Origin of the sequence: Corynebacterium sp. MSK204, from assembly GCF_030229885.1 — a bacterium.
GTDB lineage: Bacteria > Actinomycetota > Actinomycetes > Mycobacteriales > Mycobacteriaceae > Corynebacterium.
This window is the reverse complement of record NZ_JASPGQ010000003.1, coordinates 46,121-60,478: the sequence shown is the minus strand read 5'-3', so window position 1 is coordinate 60,478 and position 14,358 is coordinate 46,121. Positions and strand designations below refer to the sequence as shown.

Here is a 14,358-nt window from a genome sequence, read left to right as displayed (position 1 = left end):
CCGAGCGGCCAGCGTTGAGGCCGAGGGCGGCCCAACGCGGCGCTTTGTAGCGCAGTGAGGCGGGGTTTAGCGCGGGGTACCCGCTACGTTGGCTGGATCGAGCTGCCAGCCCTCAGCAAGCACGTGCATATTCTTGATGACGTTCTCGTGCGAGCTGGACTGCAGGGAAATCATAAGCTCGTCGGCCTTGGCGTGCTCTTGGAACTTCTCTAAGTATTCGGTGACTTCCTTGGTGGTACCCACCGCGGAGTAGCGCAGCATGTCCAGGATTTGCTGGCCCTGGTAGGACTCGATGATCTGCTCTACCTGCTGATCGGTCAGGTACTTGCCGCGGCCGGCGAAAGACTTCACGCGGTTGAAGCACACGCGCTCGTACTCGGCTTCTGCCTCTTGCATAGTATCGGCGGCTGTGACGTTTACCCCGGCGATGACGTAGGGCTTGGTAAACCGCTCGGAAGGCTGGAAGTTTTCCCGGTAGTAGGTGGTTGCTTCCTCGAGGTGCTGCGGGGCGAAGTGGGAGGCAAAGGCGTAGGGGAGGCCGAGCTTTGCCGCGAGCGAAGCGCCGAACATGGACGAGCCCAGAATATAGATAGGAACGTTCGTATTAGCTCCGGGAATCGCGCTAACTCCAGGGATATAGGCCTTGCCCTCGAGGTACGCATTGAGCTCTTTGACGTCTTCTGGAAAACGCTCGGCAGACTGCCCATCGCGGCGCAGCGCACGGCCCAAGGTATTCATGTCCGTGCCGGGGGCGCGGCCGACGCCCAAGTCGATGCGGTTCGGGTACATCTCTTCCAGGGTGCCGAATTGCTCGGCGATGACGTACGGCGAGTGGTTGGGCAGCATCACGCCGCCGGAGCCTAACCGGATGCGCTCCGTCTTGGCGCCGATGTGCGCGATGAGGACGGCGGGCGCGGAGGACATAATGGACTTCATATTGTGGTGCTCGGTGTACCACATGCGGGAATACCCCAGCTTTTCGGCTTCTTGGGCCAATTCCACCGACCGGTTAATGGATTGGGCAGGGGTTTCACCGTCATAGATGGTGCAAAAGTCCAATACGGAAAGCGGCGCCTGATCAGTCATGGGAAAATAATCCTTTTTCTCGCGGGGATAGTACCTATAGTGCAACGGTACGTGGGGCGGGGCTATTCCGTACTTTTTCGCGCGACCATGCGCATCCCGGCGTCCCTAGCTGAGTTGAAATCGCAGACAAAACCCCGCCGCGGAGCCCGAGGAATGCGGGCCCACGGCGGGGTGTGGAAGGAGAGAGCTTAGCTCTTTGGCGATGCCGCGGCATCGAGCGGCGAGTCAACGACGGCCTCGTCATCAGCATCGGCCGCCGCGGTCACGGAGTTGGAGTGCTTCTCCCCGGCCTTGGTGGAGATATCCACAATCAGGCCAATAACTGCCGCGATGACGGTCGGCACGATCCAGCCAAGATCCACCGCTTGGCCCGGCGACAGCGACAAGACGGGATCCAGGGCGGTGGTGCCCCAACCCTGCGCGGAAATGACGGTCAGGGCGGACCAGATGACCGATACCCACAGGGCCAGGCGGTAGGTCCAGTAGAACACGACGGACTTCTTTACCGCCGGCTGGATAAGCGTGAGCAGGATAAGGGAAATGGCCGGTGGGTACAGGAAGGTAATAAACGGCACCGCAATGGATAGCACGGTGTCGAGGCCTTGGAAGGCGAAGAGGATAGACATCGCGGTAAAGATGCAGGCCCACAGGTGGTAGGTCGTCTTCGGCACCAGCATCTCGAAGAACGCGGAGGTGGCGGTAATAAGGCCCACCGCGGTGGTCAGGCAAGCGAGGACGACGATGGCGGAGAAGAGGGCCTGGCCGAAGGTGCCCATGGTGAGATTGGCGGCCTCGGCAAGCAGCGGCGCACCTGAATCATAGGACTGGCCATCGGGCAAGGTCTGGCCTACCCAGGCAAGGCCCAGGTAGATGGCGGCAAGCAGGGCGCCGGCGACGAGCGCCGCGGTGATGGTGCCCTTCACCAGGGACTTTTGGGTCTTAAAGCCCTTAGAGCGCAGGGAACCCACGATGACGATGGAAAAGGCCAGGCCGGCGATGGCGTCCATGGTGTTATAGCCCTCGAAAAGGCCGGTGACCATGGGGGAAGAAACGTAATCTTCAGTGGGCATCTGGGGATCGCGCGGGTGATTCAGCGCGGCCAAGGTAATGAGGATGACCAGCAGCGCAACCAGGGCTGGGGTGAGGAATTTGCCCAGGGTATCGATGATGGAATTGGGCTTCCACGCCAGGCCGAGCGCGATGAGGAAGAAGATGGTATTGAATAAACCGCTAGCCAGGGTGCCTTCCCAGCCCAAAAGGGGAGTAATCGCCGTTTCCATGGAGACCGCGCCGGTGCGCGGGAGCGCGTAGAAAGCGCCGATGGACAGGTAGGCCATGGCGGAAAAGACGACGCCGAAGATAGCGCCGCCATTCGCGCCCAGGTCGCGCACGGAGCGGCCGGAAATGGCGACCGCGATGATGGCCAGGACGGGCAAGAGTACGCCGGCAGCGAGGAAGCCCAGCACCGCGGGCCAGAAGTTGGTACCGGCGGATACGCCCACCATGGGCGGGAAAATGAGGTTGCCGGCGCCGAAGAACATCGAAAAGAGCATGAGCGAAGCAATGACAACGGTGGCCTTGCTCTTGGGGGTGCCTGAGGCGGTGGTGGTAGCCATCCTGGCTCCTTAACATTGCGTACTAAAACCATCGGCCGCGCCGAGAGCCGTGGTGGCGGGGCGCGAACGAGAATGCGAATTCTGTAGCCCTATAGGGGCTATTCGTGTAATGAGATATTACTGCCCACCTGTTGAGAAATCAAAGCATGGTGAAAATGCAATAAAAGCCCCATCGCGCGTGCGATGGGGCGAGGAGAAAGGATGGCGGGGGAGCTAGTCGAGCTCGGCGAAGGCCTTTTCCATGCGGTCGAGTGCCTCGCCCAAGATCTCGCGGGAAGTGGCGAAGTTCAACCGCGCGTGGCCGGGGCCGCCGGTGCCGAAGGTATCGCCCTCGTTGAGGGCGACGCGGGCGTTTTCGCGCAGCCACTTGGCGGGCTGGGGATTGCCAGCGAGGGCGGTATCGGAAAAGTCTAGCCACAACAGGTAGGTGGCTTGGGGCTGCGAGGTCTTTAGCCCAGGGATGCGCTGCGGGAGTTCTTTCACCAACCAGTCGCGTGTCTCGCGCAGGTACTCGATTCCCTCGTCTAAGAAGCCCCCGCCGTGGCGGTAAGCGGCCTCGGCGGCAAGCACGCCCAAGGTGCCGGTCCCGTCTTTGGCTACGCCGGTCAGACCGTTCCACTTTTGGGCATCGGCGGCATTGGAAAAGATGATCTGCGCGCACTTGAGTCCCGCGGTATTAAAGGCCTTGGAAGTGGCGGTGACGGTGATGGTGCGCTGCGCTGCTTCCTCGCTTAGCGATGCCACCGGGATATGCTTTCCTTCATAAACCAGCGGGGCATGGATCTCATCGGCCAAGATGCGGGCATCGTATTTCTCCGCCAACTCCACCAGCCCGCGGAGGTAGTCCTCCGACAAGACGTGGCCGTGCGGGTTATACGGATTGGCCAAGAGAATAGAACCGGCGCCGTCCTTGAAGGCCTGCTCGATTTCCTCTAGCTCGAGGCTAGTTTCTATCTTTTCGCGCCCAGCCGTGCGGGGGAGCTCTAGCAGCGGTGGGTAGGAGGGCACGGGCACGATGACGGGGGAATCATTGCGGGTGAAGTACTGCACGCCGAGCAAGAGGCCGCGGACGACATCGCCTATCCAGAAGATGTGATCGGCATTGGGGCGCCAGTCGTAGCGTTCCGCATAGAAATCGGCGACTGCCTCGCGCAGCCCCGAGGCCTTGGGGGAGGGGGTATAGCCGAAGGTTTCATTATCCACCATCTCCTGCAGCGCCTTTTTGACGGCGGGGGCGGTGGGAAAATCGGACTCCGCGATCCACAGCGGGAGGACGTCCTCATCAAAGACGGTCCACTTGCGGGTTCCGCGGGCTTGCAACTCTTCTAGGCTAGGAAACTGCATGCACACAAGCTTAACGCTTTAAGCGCAGCAGTCCCAGTGGATTTATTCACTTTCTTCGCCGTGCTCGCTGCGGGAATTGGTCCCGGTGACAAAGCCGTACTTTTTCAGCCGGCGGCGGTCCGCGGCGGAGCTGGATTGGGTGAGCTTGAGCAGCTCGGCATAAATACCACCGGATTGCGCGAGCTCGGCAGGCGAGCCCATTTCATCAATTCGCCCTGCCTCTAGGGTGATGATGGTATCGACATCCGCGATGGTGGATAGGCGGTGCGCGATAATAAGCGTGGTCCGGTCCTTCATCAGCTCGTCTAGGCCAGCCTGGACCGCGCGCTCGGCCTTGGTATCCAGCGCGGAGGTGGCCTCATCGAGCACCAGGATGGGCGCATCCTTTAACATGGCGCGCGCGACGGACACGCGCTGCTTCTGCCCACCGGAAAGCTTCAACCCGCGCTCGCCGATGACCGTGTCATAACCATCCGGGAAGGCCTCAATGAAGTCATGGGCATTGGCGCGCTTGGCCACATCCACGATTTCTTCCTCAGTAGCCCCCGGCTTGCCATAGGCAATATTGTCGCGGATGGTGCCCGAAAAGAGGTAGGACTCTTGGAAGACCACGCCGACGGACGCGCGCAGGCGTGAAGCGGTGAGGTCATCGACGCGGTGGCCCAGCACGTCGAGGTGGCCAGCCGAGGGGTGATACAGGCCCAGCAGCAGGTTGACCAGGGTGGATTTACCGCCGCCCGATTCACCCACGAGCGCGACCTTCTGGCCCTCGTGCGCGCTAAAGGAGATATTTGTAACGACGGGTTTTCCTTCTTCATAAGCGAAGGAAACATCATCAAAGGCAAAGACCGGCGCGCCGGGCGTGGGCTCCAATGGGGTAATAGGGGTGAGGTTCAGATCGGGGGTGCCGGAGTCTGTGATGGCGGCGACCAGCTCGCGCGAGGCGGTGGGCTCCAGGTCTTCTTCCATGACCTTGAAGTAGTCGCGTGAGCCGGCGATAGCGCGCTGGGCCGTATCGATCATCCAGCTCATCATGAAGACGGGTTGCTTGGCCATGGTGACCATCTGCAAGAGCATGACCATATCGCCGATGGAGAAGTGGCCTTCAAGGGTGCGCCAAAAGATGACCGCATAGATGCCTAAAAAGATTACGGCCATGGCGATGCCGCGGAAGGTATCCATCATGTGCCACCAGCGGGACTGCGGCCGCGTGGTATCGACTACGGTGCCATAGCGCTGGGCAAAGTGGTCCAACTCGCGGGATTCGGCGACGAAGGACTTGGTGACCTTGACCTGGCCTATGACCTCGGCGAAGCGGCCATTGGCTTGGTCGATGTTTTCGTTTTTAATGGCTTCAAATTTTTGCCAGCGCTTCGAGGTCAGCGCGGTCAGCCACATATAAATGGGGAAAAGCAGCGCCAATAAGATGGTCAGCGGCCAGTAGTACCAGGCGGTAATGGCCAATACCGCGATGGTCTGAATGATCATCGTGAAGAAATTATTGGCAAAGGACTGGATAAACTGCGTGATATTCGCGATGGAGCGATCCAGTCGGGCGATGATCGTGCCGGTGACCTGATTATCGTAATAGCCCTGCGGCAGCGCCAAGAGCTTGGCAAAGTAGCGGTTGGATAAAATCTGGCGCAGGCGCGAGACCATGACATCGCCGATGTAGCTGCCGATATTGCGGAATAGGGCATTGGCGGCATCAGCCAGGAAGAGGGCGAGGGCTAGGAAAAGGACGGAACGAAGGGCATCGCCAAGCGGCTCGCTTGTTTGGAGGGCCTCAACGATGATGTCGGTGGCTTCCCTGGTGAAAAAGGGTGAAATCAACGCAAGGACGGCGGTGACCGTCGCTGCGAGCAACACGCCGAGATAATAGGGCCACAGGGCAGAAGCGCTGCGGGTAATGCGTACGAGGGATTTCATGGAGGGATGCTCAATTCAAAGACGCGTAGGGAAGTAGAGTACCTAAAAGAGACAGTCCAGTATGCCACACGCCACGGCGCGCAGCCCAGATGCATACCTTGGGCGGGCTTTCGGCTAAGGTATCTGTGCAGAAATAAAGTTATCTTCGCGTGCAAAGGATCCATCCACGGTGAAAATTTCTCACACTTTAGGCGCAGGCGTGGTCAGCCTTCTCGCCGTGACCCTGGCCGGATGCAGCATTCTCCAGCCGGAAGAGACCGGGCTGGGGGACAATATCACCGTCTCCAGCTCAGAAGAAGCGCCTTATCAAGCGGAAGACACCGACGATAAGGAAGTCACTTCCAACCTAGCGAGCCCGGTCAAAGATGCCGGCCTCGGTGTCAGCTGGGAGCTGCAAGGAGTGTATACGGACAATAATTCCGGCGGCTCCGTGGTAACCATTTTGCTCAAGAACGAAAACGAAATGGCCCTGCCCACCGATGCCTTCGATGACCCCGTCCTTGAGCGCGCCGACGGGAATGGCGGCTGGTCTAAGGTAAAAGCCCTGCCGTATGACGAGAACTCCGCGCCTGACGTGGAACCCCCGGGCCTCGATCACCCGCTGGGCGCGGGCGCCGCGGTCAACCTCCAATACCGTTACGATGTCGCGCCGGGTAACCTCTGGAATGCCCGCCTGCACATTGGAAACGTCACGTGGGTGGGGGATCTGAACCTATGACGGAACGGGTAGTCCTGGCGGGTGCTGATGGAAAAGCCATTGGTACTGCGCTCAAATCCGAGGTGCATACCACCGACACCGCCTTGCACTTTGCCTTTTCCGCGTGGGTTACCTGCCACGGAAAGGTGCTCATCACCCGCCGGGCGCTGGGCAAGCAAACCTGGCCCGGCGTGTGGACCAATTCCTTCTGCGGGCATCCTGGTCCGGGGGAGGCGACTGCCGATGCCGTTACTCGCCGCGCCGAATTCGAGCTAGGCATTCCCGCGGATGCGTTATCCAACTTGCGCGTGGTGCTGCCCACCTTTTCCTACCGTGCGGTGGATTCTTCCGGCTTGGTGGAAAACGAAATCTGCCCCGTCTACTGCGTAGAGCTCGACTCCCAAGCGCAGTGGCAGCCGAACCCGGACGAGGTCGACTCCTGGGAATGGGTCGAGCCCGCCCGGCTTATCGCCGCGGCCGATGCCGTGCCGGCGGTATTTAGCCCGTGGATGTGCGAGGAACTGGCGGAAGCCGAATTGCGCGCGGCGCTTCAGTCTTTGGCGCAGTAGCAGTTAGTCTTCCTCATAAAACGCCGCCGCCACGTAATCAAGGGTGGCATAGGCGATGCGCCTATCCCCGGTATCCAAATCAAACTCGAGGACGCGGTGGTCGCTGCCATAGCGAGGGAAACCCGGCTCGCCGGTGGTGGCGAAGTGGCAGAGCCACTCACTTAGCTCGCAGTCGGTGCCGAAGAGCGGGTAGAGCTCATCGCAGTGCAGCGCTGGCTTAAGCTTCCTCGTAAACTCCATCATCCAGGTAGGCCCTGGCGCGCCGGAGGCTACCTGCGCCGTCCAGCGGCGAACGAGGGAATCGCCGATCATCCGGCCCATCAGGCGGTCCGGGTCCACGTACTGCGCGAGCTGGCGCCATTGCGTGTAGCGCCCGTGTGGGAAGCCGAAGCGTTGGGAAAGGTAATTACAAATAAACTTGCCCAGGGCCATATTATCGATGCGCTTGCCGGCCGGGAGATCGTAAAACTCATCCCGGGTGGAGCTCACCACGATGGGGATATCCGCCAGTTCGGATGCCTGCATCGGCGCCGGGCCGAGGGCCAAGTCATAGCGGTGCTTCTTGCGGAACTTTTTATAGCCCTTTTCCAATGCCTCGGGCGAGAGCGATTCCAGGGCGCTGCGCTCAATAGGTACCGAGAGGTACCTGTGCAATCCCGCCACGCGGTGCTCAAAGGTATCGCGGGGGTAGGCGGGCGAGAGGGCGAGGACGCGCCGGAAAGCGCCGCGATAGTGATCGCGCCGGGCAAGCCACAGGCTAATCGCCGCGCCGGCGGATTGTCCTACCAGGGTGATATTCGTTTTATCCCCGCCAAAGGATTCGATATTGTCCTGTAGCCACTCCAACGCCAGCACGCAGTCATCGATGCCCCGGTAGCGGTCCGCTTCATCGTCGGCAAAGCGGGCGAAACCAGCCAGGCCCACGCGGTAGCCCACCCGGACTTGGATGATGCCCTTGCGGGCCGTTACCGTGCCTGGCACCCGCTCGTCCTCATGCGAGCCGCCTTCAAAACTTCCCCCGTGGATATAGACCACCACGGGGCAATCCGTCGCGTTTTCCGGGGCAGTAATACTGAGCGCTACCTCATCCGGTTGCGGTGTGCGCGCATCTTGGTCGAGGGGCTCATCCAGCGGCCGCGCCGTGGAAAAGCGGCTAGGGATTTCGCAAAAGCGCAGCGAATGAAAGTAGGAGAGGCCATCGCGGCTAAAGCCGGTGATGCGTCCAGATGGGGTGGCAATGGTAACGGGTATCTGTGCGCTCGACATACCTGCCAGATTACCGTGGGGCAGTAATATAAGGACCCATGGAGTGGTTGACTGACGTGAGCAGCGCATTTTCGCAGTTCTTGGTGCAGGCGCCCGTGTGGGTACAGATGATCATCGTGGTCATCATCGTGGTGCCCATCATGATTGGGCTGGCCTGGTGCCTGATGTGGGCCGTGGACCGCAGCGCCGTCCTAATTTCCCAGTTTCGCAATCGCGGCACTACAGTAAAAGACCATGGCTGAACAACATTCGGAGGGCGCGGGCGATAACGCAGCGAGCGGCGACGTGCCCAGCGCCAGCTCGGATAGGATCCAGCCGGTCGATCCCCGCGAAGGCCTGTGGGATCCAGAGCGCAAAAAGGATGAGCGCGCTGCAAACCCGCTGGTTGCTGGCACCTCTCAGCCCGTTCGCCGCAAGCGGTCTCTGCCTAAATCCCGGGTCTCGCTCACGCTGTGGTCCATGATTGCGTTAGTTCTCATCGTTGCGCTTATCGGCAGCCTGTGGCCCTAGGGCAAGCTGGTGGATTGCTCCAATAAATAGGCCACTCTGGTGTTATAAGCCCTGAATAATTACAGCTTCGATCGTGGGTGAAACGCGTTGATACGCTCTCCGGTTGGTACAGTAGGCACAGGTTATTATTAGCTGTGCGAAAGGATATCGCGTGACCCTGCAACAAGTGCACACCCCGGCGGAATTTACCATTGAGCCGGGGGAGACCTGCCTCACCGCCCTAATGGATACCGCGAAGAAGCGTCCGCACGGCGTCATGTTTACCCGCCCAGCAAATTACGAGTGGGTCAATGTCACCGGTAAAGAATTTATCGATGAGGTCTTTGAAGTAGCTCAGGGCTTAATCGCGCTAGGCGTGAAGCAGGGCGATCGCATTGCCCTCATTTCTGCTACCCGCTACGAATGGTCCCTGCTGGACTACGCCATTTGGGCAGCCGGTGCGGCATCGGTTCCGGTCTATCCTTCCTCATCTGCCTCCCAGGTGCGCTGGATCATTGAGGATTCCGGGGCGGTGCTGGCCATTACCGAAACCCGCGAGCACTCCGAATTGGTAGAAAACTTGGTCCTACAAGACGACGGGGAACCAAACCTGAAGGGCTCGCCATCGCAGCTGCGGCGCGTATTGGAGATTAACTCCTCCGCCATCGATACCTTGAAATTCGAAGGCCGTAGCGTCGGCACCGACGAGGTATCTGCGCGCATTGCCGCCACCAATACCGATGATCTTGCTTCCTTGGTTTATACCTCCGGCACCACCGGTAGGCCGAAGGGGTGCATCCTGACGCACCGGAATTGGCTCTCGGAGGCTAGGGCGCTGACCACCAATCCCATCGGTGTATTCGCCGTGCCGGGCAGCCATACCCTGACATTTTTGCCCCTGGCACATGTCTTTTCCCGTGCCGTATCGATTGCCGTGGCCATTCGCGGTGCTTCGCAGAACCACTGGTCTGATTTTTCCACCATCTCCATCGAGTTCGCCCGCTCTCGCCCCAACGTGATTTTGGGCGTGCCGCGCGTATTTGAAAAGGTCCGCAACTCTGCGGCCTCGAAGGCAGCGGATTCTGGGATCAAGAGCTTCCTTTTTGAGCAGTCCGAAAAGATCGCCATCGAATACTCCAAGGCACTCGATACACCGGAAGGCCCAGACCGCCTGCTGAAAATTAAGCACAAGCTCTTTGACAAGCTGGTCTATTCCACCATCCGCCAGGGCGTGGGCGGCAATGTTCGGTACTGCATCACCGGCGGCTCCGCGATGGGCCACGATTTATTGCACTGGTTCCGCGGCATTGGCGTTCCCGTTTTTGAAGGCTATGGCCTGACCGAGACCGCTGCGGCCGCGGCCGTGGACTACGTGGACCAATCCATTGGTACCGTCGGCCCGCCTCTCGGCGGGGTTACCCTCCGCATCAACGATGACGGCGAAGTCTGCATCAAGGGCGGCATGGTATTCGAAGGGTATTGGAATAACCCCGAGGCCACGGAGGAAGCCTTTGAGGACGGCTGGTACAACACCGGTGACTTGGGGGAAATCGACGATGATGGCAAGCTCACCATCACCGGGCGCAAGAAGGACCTGATTGTTACCGCGGGTGGCAAGAACGTCTCGCCTGGCCCGATGGAGGACATCCTGCGCGGCCACCCGCTGATTTCACAGGCCATGGTCGTAGGCGATGGCAAGCCGTTCGTGGGAGCGCTTATCACCCTGGACCCGGACATCCTCAAGCGGTGGAAGCTGGACCACAATATCCCAGAAAACCGCTCTATGGACGATATCGCTACCGATGCCACCCTGCGCGCCGAAGTGCAAGACGCCGTCAACAAGGTCAACTCCACGGTGTCCCATGCGGAAGGCATTAAGAAGTTCTACATCCTAGAAAGCGACCTTACCGAGGATGAAAATGAGCTTACGCCAACGATGAAGGTCAAGCGTAACGTGGTGGCGCAACGCTACGCCAGCGCCATCGAGCACATTTACAAGCGCTAGAAAGGCGTGAAACGGGTACACCCGAGGATTTTATTCCTCGGGTGTTTTCCTTCTTGCAGGTCACCATGGGCGAAGCGCGAACCTGCCATAAACCTGTGAAACGCTTCGGAGTGTCGCACTCTCGCGGTAGACGATCTGGCATAGAGTCATGAGTCGTCGCCGAAAACCTCAACCTCTACTAGAGGTTAGAAAATGAAAACCGCGGAAGGAGTGGCTCGAAGCCTATGCAGAAGATCGCCGCCGAGCTGCGTCACCGCGAGCTCACCCAGGAGATTTACAATATCGGCGACGAAGTCGCGGAATACCTCGAGCACCTCATTGAAGCAATCGAGGATTGGGATGAGGAACTGTCCATGGATTGTTTGGCGGAACTCGGCGATATCGTCGACGACGCCCGCGTGGACTCGGGGCGCTGCGTGGGTGAGCTAATTGGGCTTCGCCAAGCGCTCGTGTCCGGCGTGCGTTCGGGAACCATTTCTGCCGCTCCCTCCGGCGCGAATGATGCGGAGGAGCCGGAGCAGCTCACCCCGCGCCTGTTGGATGAGCGCTATCCCATTGCCAAGCCCATCGTTGTGCATGAATTGGCAGAAGCGCTGCGCCAGCGCACACAGGCGGTAGCAGATTACCTGCGTGAGGTCGTGGAATACGTGCTGGAGCAAACGGATGCCGTCGCCCGCAACCTCGACATGGTCTCCCTACCGCACCTGTATAAGTGTACCGGGGAATCCGCGCTCATCGCCGTGCAGGCGTGGAAGCACACCGTGCTCGATACGCACCCGGCGTACGTGCGCTCCATGCGCGGGCATAACCCGCCGCAATTCCTAGAAGAACGCGCCCGCATTGCCGTGGTCGTAGAAAAAGTCCGCGCCAAGCGCGAGGCAGCCCGCCGGGCCACAACTGCATAGTTCCTTTAGACTTCCTTGCTTAAGGCAAGGGGAATTTAGCGGCCACCGAGATTCCCTCTCTCGGTGGCCGTCGCATTTTTAGATGGACACCCTGCGTGGACTAGAACCTTGCGTGGCTTCATCTTTAGCGTTGAATGGCTCAGTTGTGGGACTGCTGGGAGCGTATAGCGTTCTGGCGCGCGGAGATAGTGGCCGTGACCTCAGAGATAAAGCGCTCCGGGTGCTGAACTAACTGCTGCGGGGAGCACCGTATGACGATAAAGCCAGCATCGCGCAGGCGCTTGTCGCGGGACCGCTCAGTGTGGTCCCGCGGCTTCGTTGGTGCCGCGGTGGATGGGGCATCGGCAAGCGGCTGTATGGAGGTGGTAGTGTCATCGCCCGGTTCGGTGATGTCGATGACGTAGGTCTTATTGATGCAGAGCTCCGCGGTGATGCCGGGCAGGGCGGTGTAGTGGACCTCGAAAAACATCGGCCAGGGAAAATCCGCCTGGATGAGCAGGGCACGGGCAAAGGAAGCATAGGGGGAAGGGGAGGCGGCGCAGCTGTGGTGGATAGCTTCTCGCACGACGGCACTATTGCGTACCCTGCCCATCTGGGCGAATTCCTGACTAAGAGCTTTCTTCGTAATTCCTGCGCGCAGGGCAGAATCGGCGGCAATGAGGCCCTCGCGAAAACCGTGGAACCGGGCAATATCGATTACCGCCCGAGCCGGAGAAACGGTACGGGCGCCGTGTACCAGCATCGGTTCGGGTAATTTCGTTTTGCGGTAAATGCGTTCTGGATTGCGCCGGTCCTTATTAGGCAAAGAGTTATGGGGAAGGGCCATTTCCACCTTTTCTTCGGCGGAGGCAAGCACCCATAGCCCGTGGACGCGGGCGGCGGATTTGGAAATGAGCACCGCGGTATAGGCGCTGCGGGCGGCGGCAATGGCGCGCAGGCGCAGCTGAGAGGACAGGTTCAGGCTGTGGTAATGTTCGCGGTGCACCGCGATGCGGGGTGCGAGTTTGAGGTAGGTGCCGTTATCGAGTTCGTGCCAGAAGGTGGGATGGTTGTGCCGGATGGACGGAATATTAGTTAATGCTTGGTTCATGCCCTCGAGCACATACGAGGAGCATGATGCCCGCTACCCGAATGCGCGCAGGCTGTGGAGTTCTCGTTGAATCTTCACTAAGTGTTAATCATGATTCCCCAGTGGCGCCACGAGCTCAAGTTATCCACACCTGCGATAACAATGGGTTGCGTGACTGAGTTCGATTAGTACGAATCGATGACCAAGCTAGCTGCATGCTCGCGCAAGTAGTCCCGAAGGTAGGGCAGGGCAAAGTCTACTTGGCCACTGGCTGGTATTTCGATTAGTTCCGAGTCAAGCAAGCGGCGCCGGTAATTGGATGCATATTGCGAACTTTTTCCTAGGCGGGCCGTGATATCACTCATGGATGAGGGGCCATTGTCTTGAGCCATGTGGAGCAGGAATGTCCGATCGATGGGGGAAAGCTCCGCTAGGGCGGGCTCATGGACTAGCTGCCCTAGCTTTCGTCGCGCTTTGGAAATGCCTTCCTGCGCAGCTTCCACCGAAATCGTATTGTCTGTTCGGTGGCGGAAAGCCCATAGGCCGACGAGCTGAATCATAAAGGGATATCCCTGGCAAGCGGTTACGGCAGAATTCAGTGCGTCCTTGTCCCAATTAACCTCTGTTTCTTCTACGGGAGCATTGAGTGCCTTCCGGACGTCCGTATCCGGCACTCGGTCCAATTCAATGCGGTTCGCACGGCGAAGAAAAGTGACAGGATTAGAGTCATCTTGGCTAGCCAAAAGCGGTTTAATTGAGGGTGGGATTCCTGCCATGACTACAGCAATATTTTCCCCTTCTCGCACGAGGTGCTGGATGGTAGCTCCAAAATCGATGACCTCATCACTGCGCTGGTGGTGCATTTCATCCAAAGTAATGAGCACCCCAGTGGGCTCGCTGTGGGAAATCCGGTCTAGTTCCCGCTGCGCATGGAGGAGGTCTTTCAAGGCCCTTCTTAAGGGGTAGGTTTCCGCGGATAATGTTCTTGAATCCCATTCCATGCCGATGCCCAATTGGAAAAGGTGCAGGTTGAAACCTTTTAGCGCTGCCCGGTTGAGGTGAAGGGTATTAATAATTTCAGCACGGAGCCGTTCCGCAAAACCGGCAGATGCCGTGTCATTAAGGATGCGCCACCCGCGATCTGACGCGGTGTCTTCGAAGGCATTGAGCAATACCGTCTTGCCGATACCGCGCGGACCCACGACGAGGGAAATGCGTTCATGGGATCCGGGGCCATCGTCCAAGGCATAAGCAAACTCCTCGATGGAGTCTTTACGGCCAGCCAGGTAGGGAGGCGTGGCCCCAAGCGTGGCGGTAAACGGATTCTTCCGGGTGGTCATAGTCCAAGTGTAAAACACTGCGCTTGTGTACGCTTGTTTATCT

Annotated in this window: 13 protein-coding genes; 6 read left to right on the top strand and 7 right to left on the bottom strand. The window is 59.3% G+C overall.

Going from position 1 to position 14,358, the window contains the following annotated elements:
- Positions 1 to 66: 66 nt before the first annotated feature.
- From QP908_RS02780 to QP908_RS02765, 4 genes are all read right to left on the bottom strand, one after another.
- Entirely contained in the window at positions 67 to 1,086 is a 1,020-nt protein-coding gene (locus QP908_RS02780; RefSeq protein ID WP_239268649.1) for an LLM class flavin-dependent oxidoreductase, read from the bottom strand.
- 188 nt (positions 1,087 to 1,274) lie between these two features.
- Positions 1,275 to 2,702, bottom strand: a complete 1,428-nt coding sequence (gene brnQ / locus QP908_RS02775) for a branched-chain amino acid transport system II carrier protein (protein ID WP_284771595.1) — start codon at positions 2,700 to 2,702, stop codon at positions 1,275 to 1,277.
- A gap of 213 nt (positions 2,703 to 2,915) precedes the next feature.
- A complete protein-coding gene (locus tag QP908_RS02770; protein WP_239268645.1) occupies positions 2,916 to 4,046 on the bottom strand; it encodes a MalY/PatB family protein in 1,131 nt (376 codons plus the stop codon).
- 42 nt (positions 4,047 to 4,088) lie between these two features.
- Positions 4,089 to 5,975 carry an ABC transporter ATP-binding protein gene (locus QP908_RS02765; RefSeq protein ID WP_239268643.1) on the bottom strand — a complete coding sequence of 629 codons (1,887 nt, stop codon included), beginning with the start codon at positions 5,973 to 5,975 and terminating at the stop codon, positions 4,089 to 4,091.
- A 169-nt stretch (positions 5,976 to 6,144) separates the two neighbouring features.
- Between QP908_RS02765 and QP908_RS02760 the strand changes: the two genes are divergently transcribed.
- Both QP908_RS02760 and idi read left to right on the top strand, forming a co-directional pair.
- Complete coding sequence (locus tag QP908_RS02760; protein WP_239268641.1) at positions 6,145 to 6,693, top strand: hypothetical protein; 549 nt, start codon at positions 6,145 to 6,147, stop codon at positions 6,691 to 6,693.
- Positions 6,690 to 7,241, top strand: coding sequence for an isopentenyl-diphosphate Delta-isomerase (idi, locus tag QP908_RS02755; RefSeq protein WP_239268639.1), 552 nt, complete (start codon positions 6,690 to 6,692; stop codon positions 7,239 to 7,241). Before QP908_RS02760 ends, idi begins: the two co-directional genes overlap by 4 nt.
- 3 nt (positions 7,242 to 7,244) lie before the next feature.
- Here idi and QP908_RS02750 read toward each other — a convergent pair whose 3' ends face one another.
- Positions 7,245 to 8,507 carry a carboxylesterase family protein gene (locus QP908_RS02750; protein WP_284771594.1) on the bottom strand — a complete coding sequence of 421 codons (1,263 nt, stop codon included), beginning with the start codon at positions 8,505 to 8,507 and terminating at the stop codon, positions 7,245 to 7,247.
- Positions 8,508 to 8,563: 56 nt separating this feature from the next.
- On the opposite strand from QP908_RS02750, the gene QP908_RS02745 reads away from it, so the two are divergent.
- From QP908_RS02745 to QP908_RS02730, 4 genes are all read left to right on the top strand, one after another.
- Positions 8,564 to 8,749 (top strand): hypothetical protein, encoded by a 186-nt coding sequence (locus tag QP908_RS02745; protein ID WP_232215134.1) that lies wholly within the window; start codon positions 8,564 to 8,566, stop codon positions 8,747 to 8,749.
- Complete coding sequence (locus QP908_RS02740) at positions 8,742 to 9,017, top strand: hypothetical protein (RefSeq protein ID WP_239268636.1); 276 nt, start codon at positions 8,742 to 8,744, stop codon at positions 9,015 to 9,017. The genes QP908_RS02745 and QP908_RS02740 overlap by 8 nt, the downstream gene beginning before the upstream one ends.
- Positions 9,018 to 9,168: 151 nt before the next feature.
- Positions 9,169 to 11,001, top strand: coding sequence for an AMP-dependent synthetase/ligase (locus QP908_RS02735; RefSeq protein ID WP_284771593.1), 1,833 nt, complete (start codon positions 9,169 to 9,171; stop codon positions 10,999 to 11,001).
- A 224-nt stretch (positions 11,002 to 11,225) separates the two neighbouring features.
- A complete protein-coding gene (locus QP908_RS02730; protein ID WP_239268632.1) occupies positions 11,226 to 11,906 on the top strand; it encodes a hypothetical protein in 681 nt (226 codons plus the stop codon).
- Positions 11,907 to 12,045: 139 nt separating this feature from the next.
- Here QP908_RS02730 and QP908_RS02725 read toward each other — a convergent pair whose 3' ends face one another.
- Both QP908_RS02725 and QP908_RS02720 read right to left on the bottom strand, forming a co-directional pair.
- Entirely contained in the window at positions 12,046 to 12,996 is a 951-nt protein-coding gene (locus QP908_RS02725) for a hypothetical protein (protein ID WP_284771592.1), read from the bottom strand.
- Positions 12,997 to 13,160: 164 nt separating this feature from the next.
- A complete protein-coding gene (locus QP908_RS02720; RefSeq protein ID WP_284771591.1) occupies positions 13,161 to 14,315 on the bottom strand; it encodes an ATP-binding protein in 1,155 nt (384 codons plus the stop codon).
- Positions 14,316 to 14,358 lie beyond the last annotated feature (43 nt).

Excerpts from the sequence above, each read along its gene's own strand:
- QP908_RS02740 (WP_239268636.1), top strand. The coding sequence starts at position 8,742 with ATGGCTGAACAACATTCGGAGGGCGCGGGCGATAACGCAGCGAGCGGC.
- QP908_RS02780 (WP_239268649.1), bottom strand. The coding sequence starts at position 1,086 with ATGACTGATCAGGCGCCGCTTTCCGTATTGGACTTTTGCACCATCTAT.
- idi (WP_239268639.1), top strand. The coding sequence starts at position 6,690 with ATGACGGAACGGGTAGTCCTGGCGGGTGCTGATGGAAAAGCCATTGGT.
- QP908_RS02750 (WP_284771594.1), bottom strand. The coding sequence starts at position 8,507 with ATGTCGAGCGCACAGATACCCGTTACCATTGCCACCCCATCTGGACGC.
- QP908_RS02770 (WP_239268645.1), bottom strand. The coding sequence starts at position 4,046 with ATGCAGTTTCCTAGCCTAGAAGAGTTGCAAGCCCGCGGAACCCGCAAG.
- brnQ (WP_284771595.1), bottom strand. The coding sequence starts at position 2,702 with ATGGCTACCACCACCGCCTCAGGCACCCCCAAGAGCAAGGCCACCGTT.
- QP908_RS02725 (WP_284771592.1), bottom strand. The coding sequence starts at position 12,996 with ATGAACCAAGCATTAACTAATATTCCGTCCATCCGGCACAACCATCCC.
- QP908_RS02730 (WP_239268632.1), top strand. The coding sequence starts at position 11,226 with ATGCAGAAGATCGCCGCCGAGCTGCGTCACCGCGAGCTCACCCAGGAG.
- QP908_RS02765 (WP_239268643.1), bottom strand. The coding sequence starts at position 5,975 with ATGAAATCCCTCGTACGCATTACCCGCAGCGCTTCTGCCCTGTGGCCC.
- QP908_RS02720 (WP_284771591.1), bottom strand. The coding sequence starts at position 14,315 with ATGACCACCCGGAAGAATCCGTTTACCGCCACGCTTGGGGCCACGCCT.